This window comes from Streptomyces sp. GL_140 (assembly GCF_057834465.1).
In genome coordinates, this window is sequence record NZ_CM174404.1 from 4,810,086 (window position 1) to 4,835,238 (window position 25,153).

Consider the following 25,153-nt stretch of genomic DNA (forward strand, 5'->3'; position numbering starts at 1 on the left):
GCGGATCGACCGTGCAAAAGGGGCGGCCCCGGAACCGACAGGTTCCGGGGCCGCCCCTTTTGCCTACGGCAAGATCCGAAAGAGACGGCCTAGACCAGGTTCGGGAAGTGGCGGACCAGCGGGCGGCCGTCGCCCGGGCGGTCCGTCTTCAGGAAGCGCACGGTGGGCAGGCACAGCTTGTCGGGGATCTCGGCGAGGCTGCTCACCACCAGGTGGGTCAGGTGCTCCAGATGCCCGAGGGCCTCCCAGCCGTCCCGGTCCAGGCCCGCATGGGCCGAGAGCGCCGTCAGCTCCGGGTGGCGGTCCAGTCCGCTCCAGGACGTCGGGGGCTCGGTGAGACCGAGTCGGGTCAGGGAGACGCCGGGGGCGAGGTCGTCGAGGGACCAGGCGCCGTACCAGCCGCTCAGGGTGAGGCTGCGGAGCCTGGGCCAGGACCGGGTCAGGGAGCCCACCGACGTAGGCCCTGTCAAGGCCAGGTCAACGGTCTCCAGGGGTAGTCCGGTCAGCCCGTCGAAGTCGTGGAGCCCGTAGCAACGGTCTGCTTGGATGCTGTGCAGCGAGTGCTGCCCTTGCAGGCAGTCGAGGTCCGTCAGAGGGACGTCGAAGAGCTCCAGGCGGTGGAGCAGGGCCCGGCTCAGATACCGCTTCAGGGCCACCTCGGATACGCCGTCGACCACGCGCAGGCCGCGTACTTGCGGGAGACACGCCCCGAGTGCCTCCAGGTCGGCGTCCGAGGCGGCCAGCAGCTCGTGTGGTGGCGGGGTGATGCGGGCGAGAACCTCCTCGGCGTAGAGGCGGCTGTCGAAGGCCGGCCACAGTGCGACCAGCTCGTGTCGCGCCTTCGGCGACGGGTGGTCGGCGAAGCGGGCCAGGAAGGGGATGGCGAAGTCCGTCCCCGCCCCGCCCGCCGCGACGACCGTGAGGAACGCGGCTTCGTCGTCCGCCGCCTCCGCGGGGCCGGGCAGCAGGTCCAGGACCAGGGGACCGCAGCTCGCCAGGATGCGTGCCACCACGAGATCGGGGGGCGGGATCAGCCGCCCGGCGGTGCTCCGGACCTCCTCCCGCAGCTCCGGCTCCAGCTCCGCCGCGTACTCCAGGCAGGCCAGGGCCAGCAGCACCGAGCGGTCCGATCCGCGGACCAGGAGGTCGCCGATGATCGCCGCGCGGTCCCGGGGGCGGCCCTGGGCGACCGCCATGCGGATGACGTCCTCCCACTGGTCGTCGTCCGCGTGCCGGGTCAGTTCGCCGAGGCCCCCCTCGTCCAGGGCCGCCCCGGCCCCCAGGAAGTCCTGGAAGGTGCGGTGGACGAACTCGACGGTGTCCTCCGTGGGGGCCCGCAGCAGCCCCGTCCGCTCCACGAAGTGCCGTAGGACGGCCTGGGCGTCTCCCAGGGCCTGTGCGGCCGGTACGGCGGGCAGCGCGGCCGCGATGAGCCCCTCGGCCCGCGCTCGGCCGATCTCGGCCCGGCCGTTGCGGATCAGCCAGTACGCGAGCCGCTGCAGCAGCTGGATCTGCGGCTCCTCCTCCAGGAAGGGCAGCCGCAGGTCCCGCTCCCGGTCCCGGCGGTACAGGAGCATCGACAGGGCGGCCGCGTACAGCTCCTTGCGGCCCGAGGGGAGGAAGCCCCGGCGCTCGCGGTGCAGGGCGCAGATCAGCCCGCACAGCAGCGGGTTGGTGGCGATCCGGGCCAGGTCCGGTTTGGTGCGCAGGGAGTCCAGCAGCTGTCCGCGGAGCTCATCGTCGGGCTCCTCGGCCGCCCGGTGCCAGCGGGTGACGAAGCCCGCGACCTCGGTCCGGTTCATGGGGGAGAGGGTCAGCTCGGTGAACCCGTCGTCGGCGAGCCAGCCCTGACGCACCGCCGAGGGGCGGGAGGTGACCAGCCAGCGGTTGCCGGGGTAGGCGGCGATCAGGTCCGCGAGCCAGTTGCGGGCGCGGGCCCGCTCGGCCTCCGGGATCTCGTCGATGCCGTCGACGAGGACCAGGCCGCGCCCGTCGCGCAGCACCCGGTCCTCCCATCCCTCGGGCGGGCGCCCCTTCAGCGCCGTGGCGGCGAGGAAGTCCTCGGGGGCGGGCAGCCGCTCCCCGTGCCGCGTGAGGGTCCTCAAGGGCAGCACGTAGGGGATCCGCCCGCCCGAGGCACCGGCGGGGTCCGCGTCCCGGGCGGTGGAGACGGCCAGCCACTGGATGAGGGTGGTCTTGCCTGAGCCGGCCTCGCCGCGCAGCAGGACCCGTTCGCAGCGCGCGAGGGTCTCCTCGGCGGTGGCGGGAGCGCCGTGGAACGCGTGGTCCGGGCCCGTGGCCCCGTTACCGCCTCGGGGGCCGGTGCCGCCGGTGTGGTGGGGGCCGGCGGCCGCCTGGAGGCTCACGTACGCCAGATCCAGCGGCCAGCGGTCCGAGCCCGGGGGCAGGTCCAGCCCGAAGATCGTCAGGGTGCTCTGCCGTTCGACGAGGTACGCCAGATACCTGCGCTCGAACTCCGTGTCCCGGGCGTCCTGGCGGGGGATCCGCGCGATCAGGGCGTCGATCTTGTCGATCGCCTCGGCCTGGCGGCGGGCCTGTTCGACCAGGGAGGCCGGGACGAAGGTGGAGCGCGTGGTGAAGAAGTGCAGGACGTGCAGGCAGGTGAGCTCCAGCAGCCGGTCGTGGAAGAGCTCGGCGTCCCGCCCCAGGCCCGTCGCGGGCGCGGCCCTGCGCAGCTCGGCGGCGAAGGCCCGGGGGCCCATCTCCACCGCCTGTACGTCTTCCAGGGCGATGTCCCCGAGCGCGTACAGGGTGGCGGCGAGCGCGGCCGCGACCCCCGTCTCCTCGCCGGGCGGGAGCGGGCGCTCGCCGGGGGCCCGTAAGGCCTCCGCGACCAGCTTGTCCGCGAGCCGGCGCAGGTCTTCCCGCGACAGGACGCGCTGCTCGCGCAGGGAGACGTAGGAGGAGATCCGCACGGGCCGGTCCACGAGTCCCGCGCCGGCCCCCTCCCCCCGGAAGAGCTTCTTCACGAGGGGGGTCACGACCCCCGAGGCCAGCCGGATCCCGAGCACGGATGCGTCCACGAGGCGTGAGCGTAGCTCCGGGTGGAACGGGGCGCAGGGCTTTGGTCCCGGAGCGGGGGCGCAGAGGTCCCGCGCCGGTGACAAGCCGCACAGGGCAAATCGGACCTACTAGGAACATTCGTAGATCCAAGGGTCCGATTTGCCCCACCCCAACCCCAGTGAAGACGCGGTCAACAGGACGGACAGCCCTCGGTGCATCTACGAGGCCCGGTAGTAATCGGGGGGTTTGGGGAAGCCGGGGGCCCCGGGTTACCAAGGTTGGGCAAGCAAGCCCGGCGCCCGCTCAGCGTGCCGGGTCCTTTCTTGCCCGTCCCCGTCCCCGGCCCCGGAGGTTCCTCCATGTCCGCGAAGCGCGTCATCACCCGTCGTACCCGTATGGCCATCGGCGCCACCGCTCTCGGTGCGGCCCTGGCACTCGGGGCCGGGACGACCGCCGCCTTCGCCGACGAGGCCCAGACCGCCCTGACGGGCACCGCCGAGCTCGTGGCCCAGCAGGCCACCGCGCAGGCCGCGGCGGTCGCCGCGAAGCCGGCCGTCGCCTGGGAGAAGCCCGTGTCGAGCTACACGCTCTCCGCCACCTTCGGCAAGGGCGGCACCATGTGGTCGCACAAGCACTCCGGCCAGGACTTCGCCGTCCCCGTAGGCACCCCGGTCGACGCCGTCTCGGCGGGCACCGTGGTCAAGGCCGGCCCGAACGGCGGCGGCGACGGTCCGGCGTACGGCAACGCCATCGTGATCAAGCACGCGAACAACACGTACTCGCAGTACGCGCACCTCTCGAGGATCCAGGTCAGGATCGGCCAGAAGGTCTCGATGGGCCAGCAGATCGCCCTCTCCGGCAACACCGGCAATTCGAGCGGCCCGCACCTCCACTTCGAGATCCGGACCACCCCGAACTACGGCTCGGCCGTGAACCCGGTCGCCTTCCTGCGCAAGGTTGGCGTCACCGTCTGACGCGTCTGACCCGTCAGATCGGTCCGGCCCATTCGGCCGGATCAGAACAGCAGCCAGGACCCGACCGGCTTGATCGAGGAGTCGATCTTGCCCGCCTTCTGGTCGTCCACCTGCTCCGGCGACAGCGCGATCCGGAAGACCCGCAGGCTGTCCATGCCGCCGGCCCAGGCCCCGGCCCAGTTGCCCTGGGCGCGGGTGCGGCCCAGCTCCAGCGGCCCGGGGGCCTTGTAGATGCCGGGGACCTTGGCCTCGTTGATCTGCTTGCCGTTCACGAACAGCGTGATCATCTTGGTCGAGGCGTTGTAGGTGGCGGTCAGCTCCGTCAGGGTGTTGTCCATCGGGCGGCCCTCGGCCACGACGGTCTGCGTGGTGTTGTCCGCGCCTTCCTTGTTCGTCTGGACCCGGAAGATCCACGCCGGCTTGCCGTTCACCTCGTCCGAGCCCAGCTCGAAGGAGAACGTCTTCTCGTTGCCCTGGCTGACGGCGATCTGCCGCCCCTTCGAGGCGCTGTTCGAGACCCGGGCCGAGACGGTGAAGCTCTTCGACACGTCGACGAGGGCCTTCTGGGACTCCGCGTACGAGTTCGGGGTGCCGGTCGCACGGAACTCGAAGCGCTTCTCGACCGGGACCGCGGAAGCCTCCGGACCCATCTTCAGCGGGGCCTTGCCGCTGCGGTCGCGCAGGGACGTCGGGTCGTCCGCGACGGTCGGGGTGTTGTCCACCGGCGCCTTGGACCCGCTCACCGAGGGGGAGGGCGAGGCGGAGGCCGAAGGCGAGTCGCTCGCCTGCGGCTTGGCGTCGTCGGAGCCCTTGTCGTCGCCGAGCAGCAGGAACGCCCCGCCGCCGGCGAGCAGGGCCAGTACCGTCGCCCCGCCGATGACCGCCCACAGCCGCTTCTTGCGCCGGTCCTGCTCGGCCCCTTCCGCCAGCGCGTTCCAGTCCGGCTCGTCGGCCGGGGGCTGGAACGGACCGGGTGCGGGCGGCACCTGCTGGTACGGACCCTGCTGGTACGGGCCCGGCTGCGGGTAGCCGTATCCGGCGGGCGGGACCTGGCCGCCTTCCGGCGGGCCGAAGCCGCCGGGGGCACCGGGTGCGCCGGGACCGCCGGGTGCGCCGGGCGCGGGCGGGTAGCCGTAGCCCCCGGGCTGGCCGGCCTGCGGATAGCCGTACCCGCCTGCGGGTATCTGCCCCTGCGGGTATCCGTAGCCGCCGTTGCCGGGGGCCCCGGGTGCGGGCTGGGGGTTTTGCGGGCGATCCGTACCGTCAGTCATGGATCGGATGCTAAAACATCGGCGTCCGCAATCGAACAGCTGCCGGTCGCGATACGGACCCGATCAGGGCGGCTCACGACCCGTCAGGACCCGGTCAGGACCCGGTCAAGGCCCGGTCAAGACCCGCCCCGGCGAACCTTCCCGGCCACAGCCCTAGGGCCGCACGACCGGGAAGCTGCCCGTGGCCGTCGGCGCGTGCTCCGGGAGCCACAGCACCGCGACCGCCCCCGCCGCCGTGCCGCCCTGGACGAAGCCGCCCGGGGCCGCCACGTTGCGGAACGTCAGCCGGGCGCCCAGCACCCGGGCCTGCCCCTCCGCGATGGTCAGCCCCAGCCCGTGTCCCACCCCGGCGCGGTCGGTCGACCCGGTCCGGAAGCGGCTCGGCCCCTCGCGCAGCAGGGCTTCGGGGAAGCCCGGTCCGTGGTCCCGGACCCGTACGACCCGGCCCTCGACGTCGACCTGGACGGGCGCCCGCCCGTACCGCGCGGCGTTGGCGAGGAGGTTCCCCAGGATCCGCTCCAGGCGGCGCGGGTCGGTGCTGACGATCTCGTCCGCGACGATCCGTACGGTCGCCTCCGGCATCAGGGAGTTGACCCGGCGGCTCACGAACTCGCCCAGCGCCACGTCCTGGAGCTCCGCCCGTTCAGACGCGCTGTCCAGCCGGGCCACCTCCAGCACGTCCTCGACCAGCGCGCGCAGGGCCTGCGCGCGGTCCCGTACGAGCTCGGTCGGCCGGCCCGGAGGCAGCAGTTCCGCCGCGGTGAGCAGGCCGGTCACCGGGGTGCGCAGCTCGTGCGCGATATCGGCGGTCACCCGCCGCTCGGCCTCCAGCCGCTGCTGGAGCGCGTCGGCCATCGCGTCGACGGCCCGTGCCAGATCGTCGGTCTCGTCGCGCACGACGCCGCCGACGGCGTCCCGGACCCGTACCTCGGGGTCCCCGTGCGCCACCCGCTGCGCGGCCGCGGCGGCCTTGCGCAGCCGGCGCGAGATCTGTCCGCCGATGAGGACGCCGAGCGCGGAGCCGCCGATCACCACGGCGAGGGAGCCGACGACCAGGGCCCGGTCCAGGTCGCGCACCATGTTGGCGCTCTCCCGGAACTGGGTGTGCAGGGACAGCACCTGCCCGTTGCCGAGGGGTACGGCTGCCCACACCTCGGGGAGCCCGTGCGGGTTCTCCTGGATGTAGGTGCCGCGCCGCCCGGAGCGGGCCTTCTCGCGCAGGTCCGCCGGCAGGTCGGGGTCGTTGAGCTTGGCGCCCATGGGCGGCTTGCGGCCGGCCTCGGCGTTGCGGGAGATGAACTGGACGCGGTCCAGCTGTACCTCACGGGCGCTCTCCAGCATCGACACCCGGGCAGCGCTGTGCACCACCAGGCTCAGGGCGATGGCGGTGAGCGCGCCGACGGAAGCGATGGCGAGCGTGATCTTCCAGCGGATTCCGGTGCGGAGGGTGAAACGCTTCATGCCCGCTTCATCCCCGTGCTCGCCCCCGTGTCCGTTCCCGCGTTCGTTCCCGCGTTCGTTCTTCTCAAGGCATCAGGCCTTCAGCTTGTATCCGAAGCCCCGGACCGTCTCGATCCGGTCCTGCCCGATCTTGGTGCGCAGGCGCTGGACGTGGACGTCCACTACGCGGGTGTCGCCGCCCCAGTCGTAGTCCCAGACCCGCTCCAGCAGCCGGTCGCGGGACAGGACGGTACCGGGGGAGGTGGAGAACTCCAGCAGCAGCCGCATCTCGGTGGGCGTCAGCGCCACCGAGGCACCCGCCTTGCGGACCTCCATGCCCTCCGTGTCGACCTCCAGGTCGCCGAAGACCAGGACCCCGCGTTCGTCGTCGTCGCCCTCGCCGTCGCCGCCGGATCCGCCGCCCTGCGGGCCGCCGGCGTGGCCGAAGCGGCGCAGGACCGCGCGGATGCGGGCGACGAGGACGGAGCCGTCGAAGGGCTTGGTGACGTAGTCGTCGGCGCCCGCCTCCAAGCCCAGGACCACGTCGATGGAGTCGGCGCGGGCCGACAGCATGATCACCGGGACCGTGGACTCGTCGCGGATGCGGCGGCACAGGCTCACGCCGTCCATGCCGGGCACCATCACGTCGAGCAGGGCGATGTCGGGCCGGTTCGCCCGGAAGGACTCCAGGCCGGACAGTCCGTCGGGCATGGAGGTGACCACGAACCCGTCGCGTTCCAGCGCCAGGGTCGTGGCCTCACGGATGACGTCGTCGTCCTCCACGAACAGGACATGGGTCTCGGCCATTCGGGAGCCTCGTCTCGCCTCGGTACTCGTACTCGTACTCGGTCTGTGGCCGTCAGCTCTTCGGGCTGACGGCCGGAGCGGGGGCCGCCCCGCCGTCGACCACGTTGCTGTAGTCGGTGTGCACGCGGTCCTGCTCGGTGAACTTCTCCCCGTTCCAGCGGTACGTGACCACGTCCTCGCCCGACGGATAGGCGAGCGCCTCGCTCTTCGCGTAGGTCTGCTTGGTCACGACCAGGTCGCCCCGGTCGATCTCGGAGTAGACGGGCGGCTGCTCGTCGGCGAAGACATTCTCGTACTTCCCGTCGTCCGAGCGGTACACGTACGTGCCGCGGCCCAGGGCGTCGGCGCAGGACAGGACGTTGACCACGATGTCGACGGCCGGGCCGCCGGTCACCTTCCCGTAGCTGACGTCGACCGGGTACTCCTTGCCCGTGCAGGGCTTCAGGTCCCGCTTGATCTCGGCGCTGACCTTGGGATCCGCCTTGATCAGCTCGATCGGGTCGATCTTCTTGCCCGTCTTGCCGGAGGCCTGCGGAGCAGCCGGAGTGGTGCTGGCCGTCCCGTCCTGATCGGTGGGGGCCGTGGAGGGCGCGCCGGTCTTGGCCACCGATTCGGTGCGGGCCGGGCCGCCGTCCCGCAGGCCGGTGCCCCCGGTGGAGCAGCCGGCCGCGAACAGCACAGTGCCGGCGAGGACGACCGTCCCCGCCGACATGAGTACCACCGAGCCCTTGCCCGTCAGGCCTCCGCCGCGGGGCTCACGTCCGCCCGCTCCACGCGAGCTCGGATCGGGGCCGTTCCGTTTGTGGCCAGTCAGGCCGCGCACCGCTCACGCCCTTCGTACCTGGTGGTGTGGTCACCGCGCTCCAGCGCGCGCATGTCCAGGTCCCGGCTCTCCAGCTCCTGCCGGAGGCGGGCCAGCGCGCGGTGCAGAGTGCTCTTCACGGTTCCCGCCGACATGCCGAGCGCCGCGGCCGTCTCCTCGGTGCTCATCTGCTCCCAGTGTCGCAGCACGACCACGCTGCGCTGCTTGGGCGCGAGCACCTTGAGGATGTCCATCAGCAGGGCGCGGTCGGCGCGCTGGTCGGAGCCGTCCTCGACCGAGGCGTCGGGGAGCTGCTCGGTGGGAACCTCTTCGAGCTTGCGGGCACGCCACCACTCGGTACGTGTGTTGATCATGACGCGGCGCAGGTAGGCATCGGCGAGCGACTTGTCGGAGATGCCGTCCCAGCGGCCGTAGGTGCGTACGAGGGCGGTCTGCAGGAGGTCCTGCGCGTCGGTCGGGTCCGGGACCAGGCGACGGGCACTGCGCAGCAGCGCGTCCTGCCGAGTGCGTACGTACTCTTCGAATTCGAGTACCTCGCCGTGCGCCATCTGAGACCGCCTCCGCTACCCGTCCACCCGCTCATCCGCTGCCTTACGGGTTCGACGTTACGGAGGCCGTGTCACGGGCCTGTGCGAGTCAGCCTTCGGTGGGCGCACGGACACCCGTAGGTTATGTAACAGTGGCTGTGAGCTGGGGTTTCTCCGGGTCAAGCGGAATCATGGAGTCAGCTTCCGGTTGCCGTGGGTGCCTCCGCCGGGATCGCCGGCCGGTCCTGCGCCGCGGGCCCGGCCGGAAGCCGGTACATCTGCCCGGCCAGCGGCTCCACCAGCCCGTCCGAGACCAGCCCGTCCAGGGCCCGGGCCCGCTGTACGGGCTCGCCCCAGACCGTGTCGAGGACCGACTGCGGCACCGCGCCGACCGCCTCGCGCAGTACCGCGAGGAGCTTGCCGCGCACCTGCCGGTCCGTACCGGCGTACGTCTGCCCGCGCCTCGGCGGCCCCTCGTGCGCGGGCTTCCCGGCCAGCCGCCACGCGCACAGTCCGGCCACGGGGCAGCGCGCGCAGTCCGGGCTCTTGGCCGTGCAGACCAGGGCCCCGAGTTCCATCGAGGCCGCCGCCCAGCGGGCCGCGGTCTCCTCGTCCTCGGGCAGCAGGGCCCGTGCCAGGCGCCGCTCGGCGGCGGTCGTGGCGTTCGGCGGGTACTCGACCCCGGTCGCGGTGCGCGCGAAGACCCGGCGCACGTTGGTGTCCAGGACCGCGTGCCGCTGCCCGTACGCGAAGGAGGCCACGGCGGCCGCCGTGTACTCGCCGATCCCGGGCAGCGCCAGCAGCTGCGCGTGCTCGCGCGGAACGTCGCCCCCGTGCCGCTCCGTTATCGCGGTGGCCGCACCGTGCAGGCGCAGGGCCCGGCGCGGATAACCGAGCCGCCCCCAGGCCCGTACGGCCTCTCCGGGGGCCTCGGCGGCCAGGTCGGCGGGGCGGGGCCAGCGGGCCAGCCACTGCTCGTACACCGGCAGGACCCGGTTGACGGGGGTCTGCTGGAGCATGAACTCGCTGACCATCACCCCCCAGGGGCCGGCCTCGGGGCGGCGCCAGGGCAGGTCGCGGGCATGTCCGTCGAACCACGCGATGACCGGGGAGTGCAGCGCGGCGGCGGAGGGGAACGTTGAGGATGAGGATGCAGTCATGGCAGACGGCATCCTGGCACGTTTCGCCCCTACCGTGCCGGGCCCGGTCCGGCGATCAGGACGGCCGCGCGCCCGCCGTTCGCCCGCATGGCGGCGATGATCCTACTGGTCGGACCGGTGAGGGCGAGGACGGCGAGAGCGCCGAGGCAGGCGCCCAGCAGCAGACCCATCGCCACGTCGTGCGGATAGTGGACGCCGACGAAGACGCGGGAGAAGGCCATCAGCAGCGCGAGCGGAACGGTCAGCAGCGCGAGGCGGCCCACCGCCAGGGCCAGTGCGACCGCGGCGGCGCCCGCGATGGCGGAGTGGTTGCTCGGGAAGGACCAGTCGCCGGTGGCCGGGCACTTGATGAGCGAGGCCGCCGCTCCGGCCACGGCCCGGCAGGGGCGCTCCTCGTCCACGCTGGACTTCACCAGCTCAGAGGCCACGTACGCGAGGGCCGTGGCGAGCGGCGCGAGGACGGCGAGCGCGACGCCGCGGGGATCGCGCCCGCTGCGCGCGCGCCACCACACGGCTATGAAGAGGGCGCCGAAGACGAACAGACCGTACTCCGTCCAGACCTCGAAGGCCGATTGCACCCACGCGGGGGTCGAGTGGGCGAAATCGGTGATGTCGAGATAGAGGCCGGAGCTGTCCATGGTCACCGACGGTACCCAAAGTGGAATAACGCCCTCATCAAGGCCTGGCCGGTTCCGGTCGCTCCCGGCGGTCCCGGCGAGATGATCATCGGCAAAACAAGCCGTCTGGGCGGCATGTGGGGCACGGATCGCACTCCGAACTCTCGTAAAGTTCCGTCCGTGGGATCTCTGCGCAATCCGGTCGGGCCGCTCCCCTCCTCCATCTACTGGCGACGGAGGGCCGTGCTGGCGTCCGTTGCCGCGCTCCTCGCGCTCCTCGCCGTATGGACCGTCAGCTCCGGCGGCGGGACGTCGGGCACCAACGGCAAGGGCCGCGGCGGCTCCGATCCCGTCACCCAGATCACCCCCGGACCTTCCGGTTCCGGCCCGGCGATCAGTCAGGCCCCGGGCGGGCGCGGCGAGTCGGGCACGGCCGGCAGCGGTACGGGCACGGGCGCCGACCCGAGCGCGAGCCCCGGTACGGGCCCCGGCAAGAACGGCGAACCGGGCGGCGATCCCGGCGCGGCGGACGGCGGCGGCTCCGTGGGCTCCGGCGGCTCGGGCGCCGCCCAGAGCGTCCCGGCCGACTCTCCGCTGCCCACGTGCTCGACGGGTGCGCTGCAGTGGGAGGTCAAGAGCGTGAAGAACGTGTACGAGGCGAACGAGAAGCCCCGGCTCGAACTCATCGCGCGCAATGTCTCCGGCACCACGTGCAAGGTCGATCTCGGCCCGAAGCAGGCCGTCCTGACCATCACTCAGACGAGCAACACCAAGTCGGTCTGGTCCTCGGCGGACTGCCCGACGGGCGCGGGCAACGTGTTCTTCCGCGTGCCCTCGCAGGGCGAGACGAAGCAATCCCTGGAATGGGACCGGCACTTCAGCGCGGCGAACCAGTGCCAGTCGCCTCCGGCGGGGGCCGCGGCCGCGGACACGTACGTGGTCGAGGTCAAGTCCCCGGGGATGCCGGTTGCGCGGACCTCGTTCGTGCTCAAGCAGGACTGACCGGCGCGGCGCCGTGGCCTGGGGCTCCGCCCCCGGACCCCCGCGCCTCAAACGCCGGCGGGGCTGAAATCCAGCCCCGCCGGCGCTCAGCCGAGTCCTAGACGTACCGCTCCAGGATCGAGGACTCCGCGAGCCGGGACAGCCCCTCGCGGACGCTGCGGGCACGGGCCTCGCCGACCCCGTCGACCGTCTGGAGGTCGTCCACGCTGGCAGCGAGGAGCTTCTGCAGGCCGCCGAAGTGCTCCACCAGCCGCTCGATGATCGCGCCCGGCAGCCGGGGAACCTTCGCCAGCAGCCGGTAGCCCCGCGGGGACACCGCCGAGTCCAGGGTCTCCGGCGAACCCGTGTATCCCAGCGCCTTCGCCACGATCGCCAGTTCCAGCAGCTCCGGATGGGTCAGCGCGTCCAGCGCGGGCAGCGCTTCCTCCACCGTCCGCGACCGCTTCGCCGTCGGCTCCGGCACGTAGTCCCGGATGACCAGCTCGCGCTCCTGCTCGATCCCGACCGTCAGCTCGTCCAGCTGGAGCGACAGCAGTCGGCCGTCCGTGCCCAGCTCGACCACGTATTCCGCGATTTCCGTCGCGATCCGGCGGACCATTTCCAGCCGCTGCGCCACCGCCGTGACATCGCGGACCGTCACCAGGTCCTCGATCTCCAGCGCGGACAGCGTGCCCGCCACCTCGTCCAGGCGGAGCTTGTACCGCTCCAGAGTGGCCAGCGCCTGGTTCGCCCGCGACAGGATCGCCCCGGACTCCTCCAGCACGCGCCGCTCGCCGTCCACGTACAGCGCGATCAGCCGCATCGACTGCGACACCGAGACCACCGGGAAGCCGCACTGCTTCGAGACGCGGTCCGCGGTCCGGTGCCGGGTGCCCGTCTCCTCCGTGTGGATGGACGCGTCCGGAACCAGCTGCACGCCCGCCCGCAGGATCTTGGTGAGGTCCTTGTCCAGGATCAGCGCGCCGTCGAGCTTGCACAGCTCGCGCAGGCGGGTCGCGGTGAACTCCACGTCCAGGACGAAACCGCCCGTGCACATCGCTTCGACGGACTTGTCCATGCCGAGGACGATGAGCCCGCCGGTGTTGCCCCGGACGATCCGTTCGAGGCCGTCGCGCAACGGCTGACCGGGTGCGACCGCGCTCAGCGAGGCACGCATCATGGCCTCCTGCTTGGAGCTCGCGCCCGACTTCCCGGATGCTGCTGCCCCGTCCTTGGCTGCCACTGCACTCCTCCGGTCGCGGGTTGTACCGCCTGCGTACGGCCGGGCGGACCAGCGCAAAGTCTACCGGCGCGGCCCGTGCGCCCGCCGTCCCTTGACCACCGCCGTCCGCGGAGGCCCCCGTACGGACCCTCTGACCTGCCCCGCAGCGCCGGATCCGGGTCGCGGGCCGGACGTCCTAGCCCGCGTCCCGGTCCTTGTCCGCCGAGCGCGACCGCCCGCGCGGCAGGACCCGTAGCGCGTCGCCCATGTCGGCGACCTCGGTCACCTTCATCCCGGCCGGAACCTTCCCCGGGTCCACCGGCACCAGCGCGTGCGTGAAGCCCAGCCGGTACGCCTCCGCGAGCCGCCGCTGTACGCCCGTCACCCGCCGCACCTCGCCCGCGAGCCCGACCTCGCCGATGGCGACCAGGTTCTTCGGGAGCGGTACGTCGCTGGCGGCCGAGGCCAGCGCCAGCGCGACGGCCAGGTCGGCGGCCGGCTCGGTCAGCTTCACGCCGCCCACGGTCGCGGTGTAGATGTCCCGCTTGCCCAGCGCCGTGATCCGGCCGCGCTGCTCCAGTACCGCCAGCATCATCGAGACCCGCGAGGTCTCCAGCCCCGAGGTGGTCCGGCGCGGCGAGGGGATCTGCGAGTCCACCGTCAGCGCCTGCACCTCGGCGACCAGCGGCCGCTTGCCCTCCAGCGTCACCGTCAGGCAGGTGCCCGGGACGGCCTCGGCCCGGCGGGTCAGGAACAGCCCGCTCGGGTCGGCGAGTCCGTTGATGCCCTCGTCGGTGAGCTCGAAGCAGCCGACCTCGTCCGTGGTGCCGTACCGGTTCTTCACGCCGCGCACGAGGCGCAGCCGCGCGTGCCGGTCGCCCTCGAAGCTCAGTACGACGTCGACCAGGTGCTCCAGCAGCCGGGGACCGGCGATCGCCCCGTCCTTGGTGACGTGGCCGACCAGCAGCGTGGACATCCCGCGTTCCTTGGAGGCCCGGATCAGCGCCCCGGCCACCTCCCGGACCTGGGCCATGCCGCCGGGCGCGCCGTCGATCTCGGGGGAGGCCACCGTCTGTACGGAGTCCATGATCAGCAGCGAGGGGTTCACGGCGTCGAGGTGTCCGAGGACGGCAGAGAGATCGGTCTCGGCGGCCAGGAAGAGGTGGTCGCTGAGCGCGTTGATCCGGTCGGCCCGCAGCCGCACCTGGCTCGCCGACTCCTCGCCGGTGACGTACAGCGTGCGGTGCTCGTCGCTGGCGGCCTTGGCCGCGACGTCGAGCAGCAGCGTGGACTTGCCGACGCCCGGCTCGCCCGCGAGCAGCACGACCGCGCCGGGGACCAGCCCGCCGCCCAGCACCCGGTCCAGCTCGCTCACGCCGGTGCTGCGGGCGGTCGCCGTCCGTACGTCGACCTGCCCGATCGGCACGGCGGCCGTGGTGACCCGGCCCGCGGCGGTGGTCCGCACGGCGGGCGCGCCGCCCAGCTCCTCCACGGTGCCCCAGGCCTGGCACTCGGGGCACCGGCCGAGCCATTTGGCGGTGGAGTACCCGCACTCGGTGCAACGGTAGGACGGCCGGTCCTTGGCGGATGAACGAGATGTACGGGCAGCCATGCGGCCCACCGTAGCCGCCGCCACCGACAGCCCCGTCCCGCCGTCGTCCGCCGCCCTCCACCGCCGCTCGCGGCCGTGCACCCTCCGGTGCCCGCGTTGGCGTGCGGCGTCAGGGGCGCTGTCAGTGCGATGCCGATCTGTTCACCCGTAAGGGCTAAAAGTGGTGAAGGCTTCCGGGGCATCACCGGCGCGCCGCCTACGGTCGCCGAGTGAACAGCAGCAACCAGGGAGACCTCGCATCGCGCACCGGCGCACACCGGGCGCACGGGCGCACGCCCACCGAGGGGACGAAGGCGGAGCAGCAGCCGCCACCGTTCCGGCACGAGCCCTACCTGGACGGCCTGTTCACGTACTGCCTCTCGGTCCTGTGCGACCACGACACCGCCACCGACGTCCTCGGCGACGTCCTTGCCGTCGCCGAACGGCACCCGGGCCGCTGCCCCGACGAAGGGGCCCGGCGCGCCTGGCTCTACGCCCTGGCCCGCTGGGCCTGCCTGCGCCGACTGGCGGAGCGACGGCGCACGCGGCACGGATACGGACCGGGCTACGGGCACGGGTACGGGGGAGCGCATTCCGCCCGGCGTGCGCCGGAGCACATGAGCCGGGACCGTGCGCCGGATGCGGCGACCGCGACCGCCGCTTCCGCCTCCTCCTCCGCCTCCTCGGCCTCCGCGTCCGACACCTCGGCGGCCCACCGCCGCAGCGAGCTCGCCCGGCTCGCCTGGCCCGAGGCGGCCGGCACCACCCCCGAGCAGCGCGAGGCCCTCGAACTCGCCGTCCGCCACCGCCTGGGCATCGGCGAACTCGCCTCCGTCCTCAGCACGCCCCCGGCCGCCGCCCGCGAACTGCTCTCCGGAGCCGCCTGCGAGGTCGAGCGCACCCGCGCCGCCCTCGCCGTCGTGGAAACCGGCAACTGCCCGACCGTGGCCCGGCTCACCGGCGACGGCGGCGAAGGCGGCGCGGACGGCGGCGCGGGCAACGTACTGCTGTCCTCGTCCCTGCGCGCCGAGCTCGTACGCCACGTCGACGACTGCCCGCGCTGCCGCCGGGTCGCCGAACGCGTCGGCGTCGGCGCTCCCTGGCCCGGCTCGGGCGACATCGGCACCCCCGGCCTCCCGCTGGTCCCGGCCCCGCGCACCGCCCTGCGCGCCGCGATGCTCGGCTCCGGCACCGGCCGCCGGGGCAGCGGATCCGGCCCGCGCTTCGACCGCACCGGCTTCCCCATGGACCCCAAGGACCGCGCGGCCCGCCGCGACCGGCTGCGCGCCCGCGCCGTGACCACCACCGTGGTCGCCACCGTCGTCGCGGCCCCGGTCCTGGCCCTTTGGGCGGCGTACCGGGCCGCCCCGGACACCGGGAAACCCGTCGGGAGCGGAGCCACCCGCATCTCGGCGAGCGAGGCGGAGCTCCCGCAGCCGCGCACCGACGGACGCCCGCTGGCGGCCTATGAGAACGCGGGCAACGCCGCCGTCGTCGCCGGCGACCCCGACTTCGCCCCGGGCAGCGCGGCCCCCGACGTCTCCGTCGAGGTCATCAGCAGCGGCGCCCCGCCGTCCGCCACCCCCGCCGGACCCGGGGCCCCCGGCCGGCTGAGCGCGAGCGCCTCCTCCCAGGGTTCCACCACCCTGCTGACGCTCACCGCCTCGGGCGGAGCCCCGGTCGACTGGCGGCTGTGGTCCGACGCCCCGTGGCTGCGGGCCAGCCAGACCTCGGGGCGGCTGGCCCCAGGAGAATCGGTCACCCTACGGATCAACGTGGACTTCGAAACCCAGCCCGTGGGGGCCTGGACCGCCCGGGTCGGAGTGGATCCGGGCGGCGCGGTGATCTCCATCCAGGGCCGCGGCCGCCCGGCGCCGACCCCGACTCCCACGCCGACCCCGACGCCCACCCCCACACCCACGCCGACGCCAACCCCCACGCCGACCGCGACCCCCACACCGACGCCGACGCCGACTCCCACGCCCACCCCCACCCCCACGCCGAGCCCGACGGGGGGAGCGGCCTCACCGGCCCCTCCCCCCGCGCCCCCGGCCTAGCACGGGCATCAGGCCGGCGGCACCGGATCCGCCGGGTGCGGGGCCATCGGCAGCAGCGAGGCCAGGCGCGCCTCGCAGAGCGCGACCAGGGCCTCGTAGGCCTCCTTGCCCATCAGCTCCGTCAGCTCGGGGCGGTAGGACACGTAGACCGGCTCGCCGGCGCCGTGCGCGGACGTGGCCGACGTGCACCACCAGTGCAGGTCGTGGCCGCCCGGACCCCAGCCGCGCCGGTCGTACTCGCCGATCGTCACCTGGAGCACGCGCGTGTCGTCCGGCCGGTCGATCCAGTCGTACGTCCGCCGGATCGGCAGCTGCCAGCACACGTCCGGCTTCGTCTCCAGCGGCTCCTTGCCCTCGCGCACGGCCAGGATGTGCAGCGAACAGCCGGCCCCGGCCGCGAACCCGGGCCGGTTGAGGAAGATGCAGGCGCCATCCCAGCGCCGGGTCTGCTTCTCCCCGTCGTCGTCGTGCTGCGTCCACCCCGTCTCGCTGCCGACGTCGTGGAACTGCCACACCTCCGGCGTCAGCCGCGCCACGTTCTCGGCGACCCGCTTCTCGTCGTCCTCGTCGGAGAAGTGGGCGCCGAGCGTGCAGCAGCCGTCGTCCGCCCGCCCCGGCTGGATGCCCTGGCAACCGCTGCCGAAGATGCACGTCCAGCGGGAGGTCAGCCAGGTCAGGTCGCAGCGGAAGATCTGCTCCTCGTCGGCGGGGTCGGGAAACTCCACCCAGGCCCGGGGAAAGTCGAGCCCCTTCTCGTCGGCGACGAGGTCCTTCTTCGTCTTCGAGGCCTGCGAGCCCTTCCCGGGCTTCGGGGGCTTCGTCTTGTCCGACCCGGACTTGGACTTGTTGGCCTTCTTCGTATTTGGCACAAACCCCAGCCTAAGCGCCCCTTACTCCACCCCTACGCCTTCGGCCCAGTAGCGTTTCCTCCCATGAGACTCGGTGTCCTTGATGTGGGTTCGAACACGATCCATCTGCTGGTGGTGGACGCGCACCCCGGCGCGCGCCCGCTCCCGGCGCACTCGCACAAGGTGGAACTTCGGCTGGCGGAGCTGCTCGACGAACACGGCGCGGTGACGCCGGAGGGCGTGGAGCGGCTGGTTTCCGTCATCGGGGACGCGGTGCAGGCCGCCGAGGACAAGGGCTGCGAGGACCTGCTCCCCTTCGCGACCAGCGCGGTACGGGAGGCCACCAACGCGGACGAGCTCATGCGCCGGGTCAAGGCCGAGACGGGCATCGAACTGCCCGTCCTGAGCGGCGAGGACGAGGCGCGCCTGACCTTCCTGGCGGCGCGCCGCTGGTTCGGCTGGTCGGCCGGGAAGCTGCTGGTACTCGACATCGGCGGCGGCTCGCTGGAGATCGCCTACGGCATCGACGAGGACCCCGACGCGGCCGTCTCCCTCCCGCTGGGCGCGGGCCGCCTGACGTCGGGCTGGCTGCCGGGCGACCCGCCGGATCCGGCCGACATCCGGGCCCTGCGGCGCCACGTTCGGGCGCAGATCGCCCGGACGGTCGGCGAGTTCAGCCGCTTCGGGACCCCGGACCGGGTGGTGGCGACGTCGAAGACGTTCAAGCAGCTGGCGCGGATCGCGGGCGCGGCCCGTTCCGCCGACGGCCTCTACGTCCAGCGGGACCTGACCCGCAAGTCCCTGGAGGAGTGGGTCCCGCGCCTCGCCGCGATGACCACGGCCCAGCGGGCCGCCCTCCCGGGCGTCTCGGAGGGTCGCTCCAACCAGCTCCTGGCGGGTGCGCTGGTCGCGGAGGGCGCGATGGACCTGCTCGGCGTGGACAACCTGGAAATCTGCCCCTGGGCCCTGCGCGAGGGCGTCATCCTCCGCCGCCTGGACCACCTTCCGACGCAGGGCCCGGCGTAGGGCCCGGCGTACGGCGCCGACGCGGGGGCCGGGACGCGGAGCCCCGGAACCCCCGAGGGGGCGACCCCGATACCCTGTCCCCGTGGCAGAACCAGTCCGGATCCCGACCGCGAAAGTCGCCCTCTCCACGGCCTCCGTCTACCCGGAGTCGACGGCGACCGCCTTCGAGATCGCCGCGCGCCTCGGATACGACGGCGTGGAGGTCATGGTCTGGACGGATCCGGTCAGCCAGGACATCGACGCCCTGCGCCGGCTCTCCGACCACCACGAGGTCCCGATCCTGGCCGTCCACGCCCCCTGCCTCCTCATCACGCAGCGCGTCTGGTCCACCGATCCCTGGACCAAACTGCAGCGCGCCCAGGCGGCGGCCGAGAAGCTCGGCGCGTCCACCGTCGTCGTGCACCCGCCCTTCCGCTGGCAGCGCCAGTACTCCCGCGACTTCGTCACCGGAATCTGGCGGATGGCGGACGAGACCGACGTCCGCTTCGCCGTCGAGAACATGTACCCCTGGCGCTACCGCGACCGCGAGATGCTCGCCTACGCGCCCGAGTGGGACGTCACCAAGGACGACTACCGCCACTTCACCGTCGACCTCTCCCACACCGCGACCGCCCGGACCGACGCCACCGCGATGATCGACCGGATGGGCGACCGCCTCGCCCACGTGCACCTCGCCGACGGAAACGGTTCCGCCAAGGACGAGCACCTCGTCCCCGGCCGCGGCAGCCAGCCCTGCGCCGAGCTGCTGGAGCGGCTCGCCACCACCGCCTTCGACGGGCACGTGGTCATCGAGGTCAACACCCGCCGCGCGATGTCCTCCGCGGAGCGCGAGGCGGACCTCGCCGAAGCCCTGGCCTTCACCCGTCTGCACCTGGCGGCCGGCATCGCCCCGGTCGAGACCCCGCGCCCGTGACCGAGCCCGCGCAGCGCCCCCGCCGCGGCCCCGGCCGCCCCCGCCAGGACGAGGCCGAGGAAGGCCCCGGCACCCAGGAGCGGATCCGCCTGGCCGCGCGCTCCGAGTTCGCGGCACGGGGCTACGACAAGACCTCCGTACGCGGGATCGCCAAGGCGGCCGGCGTGGATCCGGCCCTGGTGCACCACTACTTCGGCAGCAAGGACGATCTCTTCGCCGCCGCGATCGAGGTCAGCATGGAGCCGGCCCTCGTCCTGCCCGCGATCATCGGCGCCGGCCCCGACGGCATCGGCGAGCGCCTCGCCCGCTACTTCCTCGGCGTCTGGGAGAACCCGGTCACCCGGACCCCGCTGCTCGCCGTGATCCGCTCGGCGCTCACCCACGAGGCCGCCGCGAAGGTGCTCCGCCGGCTGATCCTGCACCGGCTCCTGGAGCGGATCGCGGCCGACCTCAACGTCCCCGACCCGACCTTCCGCGCCGAGCTCGCCGCCTCCCACATGGTCGGCATCGCGATCCTGCGCTACGTCGTCCAGGTCGAGCCCCTCGCGTCGGCGGACCCTGAGACCATCATCGAACTGGTGGCCCCCACCCTCCAGCGCTACCTGACCGAAGAGTGACCGAGTACTGAGCCACCCGTCCCGGCATCCGGACAGCCCGTCCGGATCGCGGGCAGGGGGCGTAGCCTCGTAAGAGCCATATCCACAGTCGCGGCAGGCGGATGCACGCCGCCGCACTCATGGGGAGTGAACCCGATGCCCGAGCTGAGGTCCCGCACCGTCACCCACGGCCGCAACATGGCAGGCGCACGTGCGCTGATGCGCGCCTCGGGCGTAGCGAGCGCGGACATCGGGAAGCCGATCATCGCGGTCGCCAACTCCTTCACGGAGTTCGTCCCCGGCCACACCCACCTGGCCCCGGTCGGCCGCATCGTCTCCGACGCCATCCTGGCCGCCGGCGCCGTCCCCCGCGAGTTCAACACCATCGCGGTCGACGACGGCATCGCCATGGGCCACGGCGGCATGCTGTACTCCCTGCCCTCCCGCGACCTCATCGCGGACTCGGTCGAGTACATGGTCGAGGCGCACTGCGCCGACGCGCTGATCTGCATCTCCAACTGCGACAAGATCACCCCCGGCATGCTGATGGCCGCCATGCGCCTCAACATCCCGGTCGTCTTCGTCTCGGGCGGCCCGATGGAGGCCGGGCAGGCCACCCTCGTCGACGGCACCGTCCGCAAGCTCGACCTGATCGACGCCATGGTCGACGCCTCCAACGAGAACGTCTCCGACGAAGACGTCCTGCGCATCGAAGAGAACGCCTGTCCCACCTGCGGCTCCTGTAGCGGCATGTTCACGGCCAACTCGATGAACTGCCTCGCCGAGGCCATCGGCCTCGCGCTCCCCGGCAACGGCTCGGTCCTCGCCACGCACACCGCCCGCCGCGCCCTCTACGAGGACGCCGGCCGTACGATCGTCGAGATCACCAAGCGCCACTACGAGCAGGACGACTACTCCGTCCTGCCGCGCAACATCGCCACCCGCGAGGCCTTCGAGAACGCCATGGCCCTCGACATCGCCATGGGCGGCTCCACCAACACGATCCTGCACCTGCTGGCCGCGGCGCAGGAAGCGGGCCTGGAGTACGACCTCACCGACATCGACGCCGTCTCGCGCCGCGTCCCGTGCCTGTCCAAGGTCGCGCCGAACGTGGCGCCCGGCGGCACGTACTACATGGAGGACATCCACCGGGCCGGCGGCATCCCCGCCATCCTCGGCGAGCTGCACCGCGGCGGACTCCTGAACAAGGACGTCACCTCGGTCCACTCGGACAACCTCGAAGACTGGCTCGCGAAGTGGGACGCCCGCTCGGGCACCGCCACCGACACGGCCATGGAGCTGTGGCACGCGGCCCCCGGCTGCCAGCGCTCCGCCTCCGCCTTCTCCCAGTCCGAGCGCTGGGACACCCTGGACCTCGACGCCGAGGGCGGCTGCATCCGCTCCGTCCAGCACGCGTACTCCAAGGACGGCGGGCTCGCCGTCCTGCGCGGCAACATCGCCGTCGACGGCTGCGTCGTGAAGACCGCCGGCGTCGACGAGTCGATCTGGACCTTCGAGGGTCCGGCCGTGGTCTGCGAGTCGCAGGACGAGGCCGTCGACAAGATCCTCCGCAAGGAGATCAAGGCGGGCGACGTGGTCGTCATCCGCTACGAGGGCCCGCGCGGCGGTCCCGGCATGCAGGAGATGCTGTACCCGACCTCCTTCCTCAAGGGCCGCGGCCTGGGCAAGGTCTGCGCCCTGGTCACGGACGGCCGCTTCTCCGGCGGCACCTCCGGCCTCTCCATCGGCCACGCCTCACCGGAGGCGGCCTCGGGCGGCAACATCGCGATCGTCGAGGACGGCGACCGCATCCGGATCGACATCCCGAACCGCTCGATCGAGCTCCTCGTGGACGACGCCACCATCGCGGCCCGCCACGCGGCCCTCGGCGGCGTCTACGCCCCGAAGAACCGCGAGCGCAAGGTCTCGGCGGCCCTGCGCGCCTACGCCGCGATGGCGACGAGCGCCGACAAGGGCGCCGTCCGCGACGTCTCGCTCCTGGAGCGCTGACCCGCCCGGCACCACGCATCACGCGCCACGCACCACGTGTGATCCGGCCCCGCCCCGAAACCCAGGGCGGGGCCGGACCCGTTTCACCACCCGGCGGGATCCCCCGAGGGCACGGCGAAGACGGTCCCGTCCGGCGCCGAGGCGTAGACCCGGCCGTCCCCGACGACGGGCGCGGGCAGACTGGCCGCCTGCCGCTCGCCGCCCATACGGGGCTTCGTCTGCCCGGCCAGCCGCACACCGGCCGCGTCCACGGCCAGAAGCCGGCCGTCGAGCGCGGTCAGGTACACCCGGCCGTCGGCGGGCACGGGCCGGGAAGCCGCGGTGACCCCGGTCTCCAGCCGCCACTGCTCCCGCTCCCCGCCCACGGCGACCAGCGCGCCGGAGGTGCCGAAGACGTACGCCACCCCGTCGGGCCCGGCCGCCGCCTGGGCCTGGAGCATCGGCACCGACAGCCGGGTCACCCGCACCGCGTGGGACCGCAGGTCGATGCGCACCACCGAGTGCGTCATCAGCTCCGCGTCGCTGTCGAGCAGGTGCAGGCTGCCGCCCGCCACCCCGAAGGGCTCCACCGTCCCGGGCACCCGCACCTGCGTCCGTACCGCCCCGCTCGCCGGGTCCACCTCCGCGACCTGCGTGGACTTCCCGTCGGCGGCCGGGGTGGAGACGTAGAGCGCGCCGACCCCGCCGGCCTGCTCCGGGCCCGCACACCAGACGGAACCCACCCCGCCGATTGCCTTCGTCCACTGCGCGGTCCCGGTGGCCGCGTCCAGAGCGGTGGTCTTCCCGTCCCCGCCCGTGACCAGCGCGCGCGACCCTGCGGCCACGACCTTCGCGCCGGACGGGAGGCTGTGGCGCCACCGCTCCGCGCCCGTCGCCGGATCGAGCGCCTGGAGCAGCCTGCTGCCCGCCGGCACGGCGAGGACCAGGCCGCCGCCGTACAGCGGCGCGGCCGTCTTGCCCGCCGCCTGCGGCGCCGGCAGGGACCACAGCACCTTCCCGTCGGCGGGGTCGATCCGTGCGGCCGTCAGGCCGGACCCCGAGCAGTAGAGGGCGGCCGCCTCCCAGGAACAGGCCGACGCGCGGTCGCCCATCGGCCGCTCCCACGGGGTGACGCTCCGTGCCACTGGCACCTGGGAGCCGGTGTCCTTCGCGGCCAGCCGCCCGGGCGGTGCGCCCTCCCCGTCCTCCCCGCCGGACCACACCCAGCCCGCCGCGGATCCGCCCGCCAGCAGCAGCCCCAGTCCCGCCGCCAGGGCCACCCGGTTCCGCCGTCGGCGCCCCGGCTTCCGGGCGGCGGCCGGGTCCGCGGTGTCGATCCGGTCCCGACGGTGGGTGTCCTGCTCCGCGGCCACCGGGTCCCGCGGCCGCGGGATGAAGCTGTGGGTGTCCTCGTCGGTGGGGTACGCCATCGCCCGCAACGCCGCGATCAGCGAGTCCGCGGTCGGCCGCTCGACCGGATCCTTGGCCAGGCACTGGGCGACGAGCGGTACGAGCAGCTCCGGCAGCCCGGTCAGATCGGGCTCGCTGTGCACCACCTGGTACGCCACCAGGTAGTGGCTGTCGGAGTCGAACGGCCCGCGTCCGGTCGCCGCGTGGACGAGTACGGCCCCCAGGGCGAACACGTCGGCCGCGGTCCCCACCTCCCGCGGCCGCTGGAACTGCTCCGGAGCCATGAACGGCGGGGTGCCGATCAGCTTGCCCGTCTCGGTGCGCAGATCGCTGTCGGCCGGCCGCGAGATCCCGAAGTCGATGACTCGCACCCCGTCCGGGGCCATCAGCACGTTGCTGGGCTTGAGGTCCCGGTGCACCACACCGGCCCGGTGGATGTCGCGCAGGGCCTCCGCCAGGCCGGCGGCGAGCCGCGCCAGTTCCCGCGGGCCGAGCACGCGTTCCCGTACCCGCTCGGAAAGCGTCGGGGCGTCGATGAACAGCGTGGCCATCCAAGGCCGTTCGGCATCGGGGTCCGCGTCCACGACGGGAGCGGTGAAGGCTCCGCTCACCCGCCGGGCGGCCGTGACCTCCTGCCGGAACCGGGCCCGGAACTCGGGGTCCACGGCATGCTCGGCGTGCACGATCTTGACGGCGAGTTTCAGCCCCGACTCGGAGGTGGCCAGGTGGACGACACCCATCCCGCCGGAGCCGAGCACGGACTCAAGCCGGTACTGCCCGGCGTACTCCGGAAACCCCACGTAGTCCGTCCGCAGCGAATGCACCGCTCACCACCCCCGCCGGAGCCTAGTCGATGGTCCGTGTGAATCTCCAAGGTCCTGCTACCCTGCGCGAGTTGCGCACAGCAACACCCAAGGGGGGAGATTTCGTATGTCCGTTGAGAACGAAATGAGCCAGATCGAGAGCCTGTCCGGGGGGTCGGGCTACCAGACGTTTCCGGTCGCGCCGGGCTACCGGGTGAACGTCCGCAGCGGCCCCGGCACGAACTACTCGATCGAGAAGGTCCTGCCGTACGGCGCCTCCGTGACGATCCGCTGCCAGACGGACGGCGAGAACGTCAGCGGCCCGTACGGGACCTCGCGCATCTGGGACTGCATCGGCAACGGCCTCTTCGTCTCCGACGCCTACGTCAAGACCGGCGCCGACGGCTACGTCGCCAACCACTGCGCCTGAGGTCCATCCGGGTCGCTCTCGGGGTCTGACCAATGAGACGCCCCGGGCCGGCGCCGGCCGACGGGGGATAATCGCTGGTGTGAGCGACGACCAGCGAGACCAGACCCCCGTCGAGCCGGCCGCCGAGGCCGAAGCCCCGGCGCAGCCGCCCGTACCCACCGGCCCCGAGCCCGAGCAGATCCGGTTCTTCGGCACCACCTGGGTGAACCACGACGGCGGCTACGGCCTGCGCCGCGTCGCGGCGGCGGTCGTCGCGCTGGTCATCGCCGTCGTCGGCGCCTTCCTGCTCCGCTTCTCCTACGAGGGCCTGGAGATCGGCAACGTAGGACCGTTCCTCAGCATCTCGGTCGTCGTCCTCTTCGCGATCGCGAGCTCCATCGCCTTCGCCAAGACCTGGGACTCCTTCAGCCGCCGCCAGGCCCCGTCCTCCGACGAGGCCGCCCTCAAGGGCCTCAAGGCGATCGGTTTCATCGGCAGCCTCATCGCTTACTTCCTGCGCTGCTTCGTGGAAGCACCCGGCGAGAAGCTGCGCCGCACCGAGTACGAGCACGCCACGGCCGAATTCGCCCGGCGCCGCAGCTCCCGTACCGGCAACCCGGCCGCCCGCCGCCCCAAGCGCAAGAAGTAGCCCCCGGAATCAGCCC

21 protein-coding genes are annotated in these 25,153 nt (G+C 72.9%); 9 read left to right on the forward strand and 12 right to left on the reverse strand.

Annotation, left to right across the window (positions count from 1 at the left end):
• Positions 1 to 89 precede the first annotated feature (89 nt).
• Entirely contained in the window at positions 90 to 3,044 is a 2,955-nt protein-coding gene (locus tag AC3IYJ_RS22340) for an NACHT domain-containing protein (protein WP_489396553.1), read from the reverse strand.
• Positions 3,045 to 3,383: 339 nt separating this feature from the next.
• On the opposite strand from AC3IYJ_RS22340, the gene AC3IYJ_RS22345 reads away from it, so the two are divergent.
• On the forward strand, positions 3,384 to 3,998 hold the full coding sequence (locus AC3IYJ_RS22345; protein WP_489396554.1) for a M23 family metallopeptidase: 615 nt from the start codon (positions 3,384 to 3,386) through the stop codon (positions 3,996 to 3,998).
• Positions 3,999 to 4,039: 41 nt separating this feature from the next.
• On the opposite strand, the gene AC3IYJ_RS22350 is transcribed toward AC3IYJ_RS22345, so the two are convergent.
• The 7 genes from AC3IYJ_RS22350 to AC3IYJ_RS22380 all read right to left on the reverse strand — a co-directional run bounded on the left by AC3IYJ_RS22350 (position 4,040) and on the right by AC3IYJ_RS22380 (position 10,664).
• Positions 4,040 to 5,269 carry a LamG domain-containing protein gene (locus tag AC3IYJ_RS22350; protein ID WP_489396555.1) on the reverse strand — a complete coding sequence of 410 codons (1,230 nt, stop codon included), beginning with the start codon at positions 5,267 to 5,269 and terminating at the stop codon, positions 4,040 to 4,042.
• Between the two features lie 153 nt (positions 5,270 to 5,422).
• Positions 5,423 to 6,730 (reverse strand): two-component system sensor histidine kinase CseC, encoded by a 1,308-nt coding sequence (cseC, locus tag AC3IYJ_RS22355; RefSeq protein ID WP_489396556.1) that lies wholly within the window; start codon positions 6,728 to 6,730, stop codon positions 5,423 to 5,425.
• 72 nt (positions 6,731 to 6,802) lie between these two features.
• The gene (cseB, locus tag AC3IYJ_RS22360) at positions 6,803 to 7,516 is read right to left on the reverse strand and encodes a two-component system response regulator CseB (RefSeq protein WP_489396557.1); all 714 of its coding nucleotides are present in this window, start codon (positions 7,514 to 7,516) and stop codon (positions 6,803 to 6,805) included.
• Between the two features lie 52 nt (positions 7,517 to 7,568).
• Positions 7,569 to 8,228, reverse strand: a complete 660-nt coding sequence (locus AC3IYJ_RS22365; protein ID WP_489396558.1) for a hypothetical protein — start codon at positions 8,226 to 8,228, stop codon at positions 7,569 to 7,571.
• A gap of 98 nt (positions 8,229 to 8,326) precedes the next feature.
• A complete protein-coding gene (locus AC3IYJ_RS22370; RefSeq protein ID WP_489396559.1) occupies positions 8,327 to 8,887 on the reverse strand; it encodes a SigE family RNA polymerase sigma factor in 561 nt (186 codons plus the stop codon).
• Positions 8,888 to 9,063: 176 nt separating this feature from the next.
• The gene (locus AC3IYJ_RS22375) at positions 9,064 to 10,026 is read right to left on the reverse strand and encodes an HhH-GPD family protein (protein ID WP_489396560.1); all 963 of its coding nucleotides are present in this window, start codon (positions 10,024 to 10,026) and stop codon (positions 9,064 to 9,066) included.
• A gap of 29 nt (positions 10,027 to 10,055) precedes the next feature.
• A complete protein-coding gene (locus AC3IYJ_RS22380) occupies positions 10,056 to 10,664 on the reverse strand; it encodes a phosphatase PAP2 family protein (RefSeq protein WP_489396561.1) in 609 nt (202 codons plus the stop codon).
• 159 nt (positions 10,665 to 10,823) lie between these two features.
• Here AC3IYJ_RS22380 and AC3IYJ_RS22385 point away from each other — a divergent pair, with 159 nt between their 5' ends.
• Positions 10,824 to 11,645, forward strand: coding sequence for a hypothetical protein (locus tag AC3IYJ_RS22385; RefSeq protein WP_489396562.1), 822 nt, complete (start codon positions 10,824 to 10,826; stop codon positions 11,643 to 11,645).
• Positions 11,646 to 11,742: 97 nt separating this feature from the next.
• Here AC3IYJ_RS22385 and disA read toward each other — a convergent pair whose 3' ends face one another.
• Both disA and radA read right to left on the reverse strand, forming a co-directional pair.
• Positions 11,743 to 12,867 carry a DNA integrity scanning diadenylate cyclase DisA gene (gene disA / locus AC3IYJ_RS22390; RefSeq protein WP_384653339.1) on the reverse strand — a complete coding sequence of 375 codons (1,125 nt, stop codon included), beginning with the start codon at positions 12,865 to 12,867 and terminating at the stop codon, positions 11,743 to 11,745.
• A gap of 175 nt (positions 12,868 to 13,042) precedes the next feature.
• Entirely contained in the window at positions 13,043 to 14,458 is a 1,416-nt protein-coding gene (gene radA / locus AC3IYJ_RS22395) for a DNA repair protein RadA (protein ID WP_489396563.1), read from the reverse strand.
• Positions 14,459 to 14,667: 209 nt separating this feature from the next.
• Between radA and AC3IYJ_RS22400 the strand changes: the two genes are divergently transcribed.
• Entirely contained in the window at positions 14,668 to 16,494 is a 1,827-nt protein-coding gene (locus AC3IYJ_RS22400) for an RNA polymerase sigma factor (protein ID WP_489396564.1), read from the forward strand.
• Between the two features lie 8 nt (positions 16,495 to 16,502).
• Here AC3IYJ_RS22400 and AC3IYJ_RS22405 read toward each other — a convergent pair whose 3' ends face one another.
• Complete coding sequence (locus AC3IYJ_RS22405; protein WP_489396565.1) at positions 16,503 to 17,363, reverse strand: DUF3109 family protein; 861 nt, start codon at positions 17,361 to 17,363, stop codon at positions 16,503 to 16,505.
• Between the two features lie 63 nt (positions 17,364 to 17,426).
• On the opposite strand from AC3IYJ_RS22405, the gene AC3IYJ_RS22410 reads away from it, so the two are divergent.
• The 4 genes from AC3IYJ_RS22410 to ilvD all read left to right on the forward strand — a co-directional run bounded on the left by AC3IYJ_RS22410 (position 17,427) and on the right by ilvD (position 21,887).
• On the forward strand, positions 17,427 to 18,368 hold the full coding sequence (locus AC3IYJ_RS22410; RefSeq protein ID WP_489396566.1) for a Ppx/GppA family phosphatase: 942 nt from the start codon (positions 17,427 to 17,429) through the stop codon (positions 18,366 to 18,368).
• An 82-nt stretch (positions 18,369 to 18,450) separates the two neighbouring features.
• Positions 18,451 to 19,281 (forward strand): sugar phosphate isomerase/epimerase family protein, encoded by an 831-nt coding sequence (locus tag AC3IYJ_RS22415; protein WP_489396567.1) that lies wholly within the window; start codon positions 18,451 to 18,453, stop codon positions 19,279 to 19,281.
• A complete protein-coding gene (locus tag AC3IYJ_RS22420; RefSeq protein WP_489396568.1) occupies positions 19,278 to 19,898 on the forward strand; it encodes a TetR/AcrR family transcriptional regulator in 621 nt (206 codons plus the stop codon). The genes AC3IYJ_RS22415 and AC3IYJ_RS22420 overlap by 4 nt, the downstream gene beginning before the upstream one ends.
• 135 nt (positions 19,899 to 20,033) lie before the next feature.
• A complete protein-coding gene (gene ilvD, locus AC3IYJ_RS22425; protein WP_489396569.1) occupies positions 20,034 to 21,887 on the forward strand; it encodes a dihydroxy-acid dehydratase in 1,854 nt (617 codons plus the stop codon).
• Between the two features lie 83 nt (positions 21,888 to 21,970).
• Here the strand turns inward: ilvD and AC3IYJ_RS22430 are convergent, their stop codons facing one another.
• Positions 21,971 to 24,100, reverse strand: a complete 2,130-nt coding sequence (locus AC3IYJ_RS22430) for a protein kinase domain-containing protein (RefSeq protein WP_489396570.1) — start codon at positions 24,098 to 24,100, stop codon at positions 21,971 to 21,973.
• Between the two features lie 124 nt (positions 24,101 to 24,224).
• Here AC3IYJ_RS22430 and AC3IYJ_RS22435 point away from each other — a divergent pair, with 124 nt between their 5' ends.
• Both AC3IYJ_RS22435 and AC3IYJ_RS22440 read left to right on the forward strand, forming a co-directional pair.
• Positions 24,225 to 24,509: an SH3 domain-containing protein gene (locus AC3IYJ_RS22435; RefSeq protein WP_489402887.1), complete on the forward strand. Its 285-nt coding sequence runs from the start codon at positions 24,225 to 24,227 to the stop codon at positions 24,507 to 24,509.
• A 79-nt stretch (positions 24,510 to 24,588) separates the two neighbouring features.
• Positions 24,589 to 25,137 carry a hypothetical protein gene (locus AC3IYJ_RS22440; RefSeq protein ID WP_489396571.1) on the forward strand — a complete coding sequence of 183 codons (549 nt, stop codon included), beginning with the start codon at positions 24,589 to 24,591 and terminating at the stop codon, positions 25,135 to 25,137.
• Positions 25,138 to 25,153 lie beyond the last annotated feature (16 nt).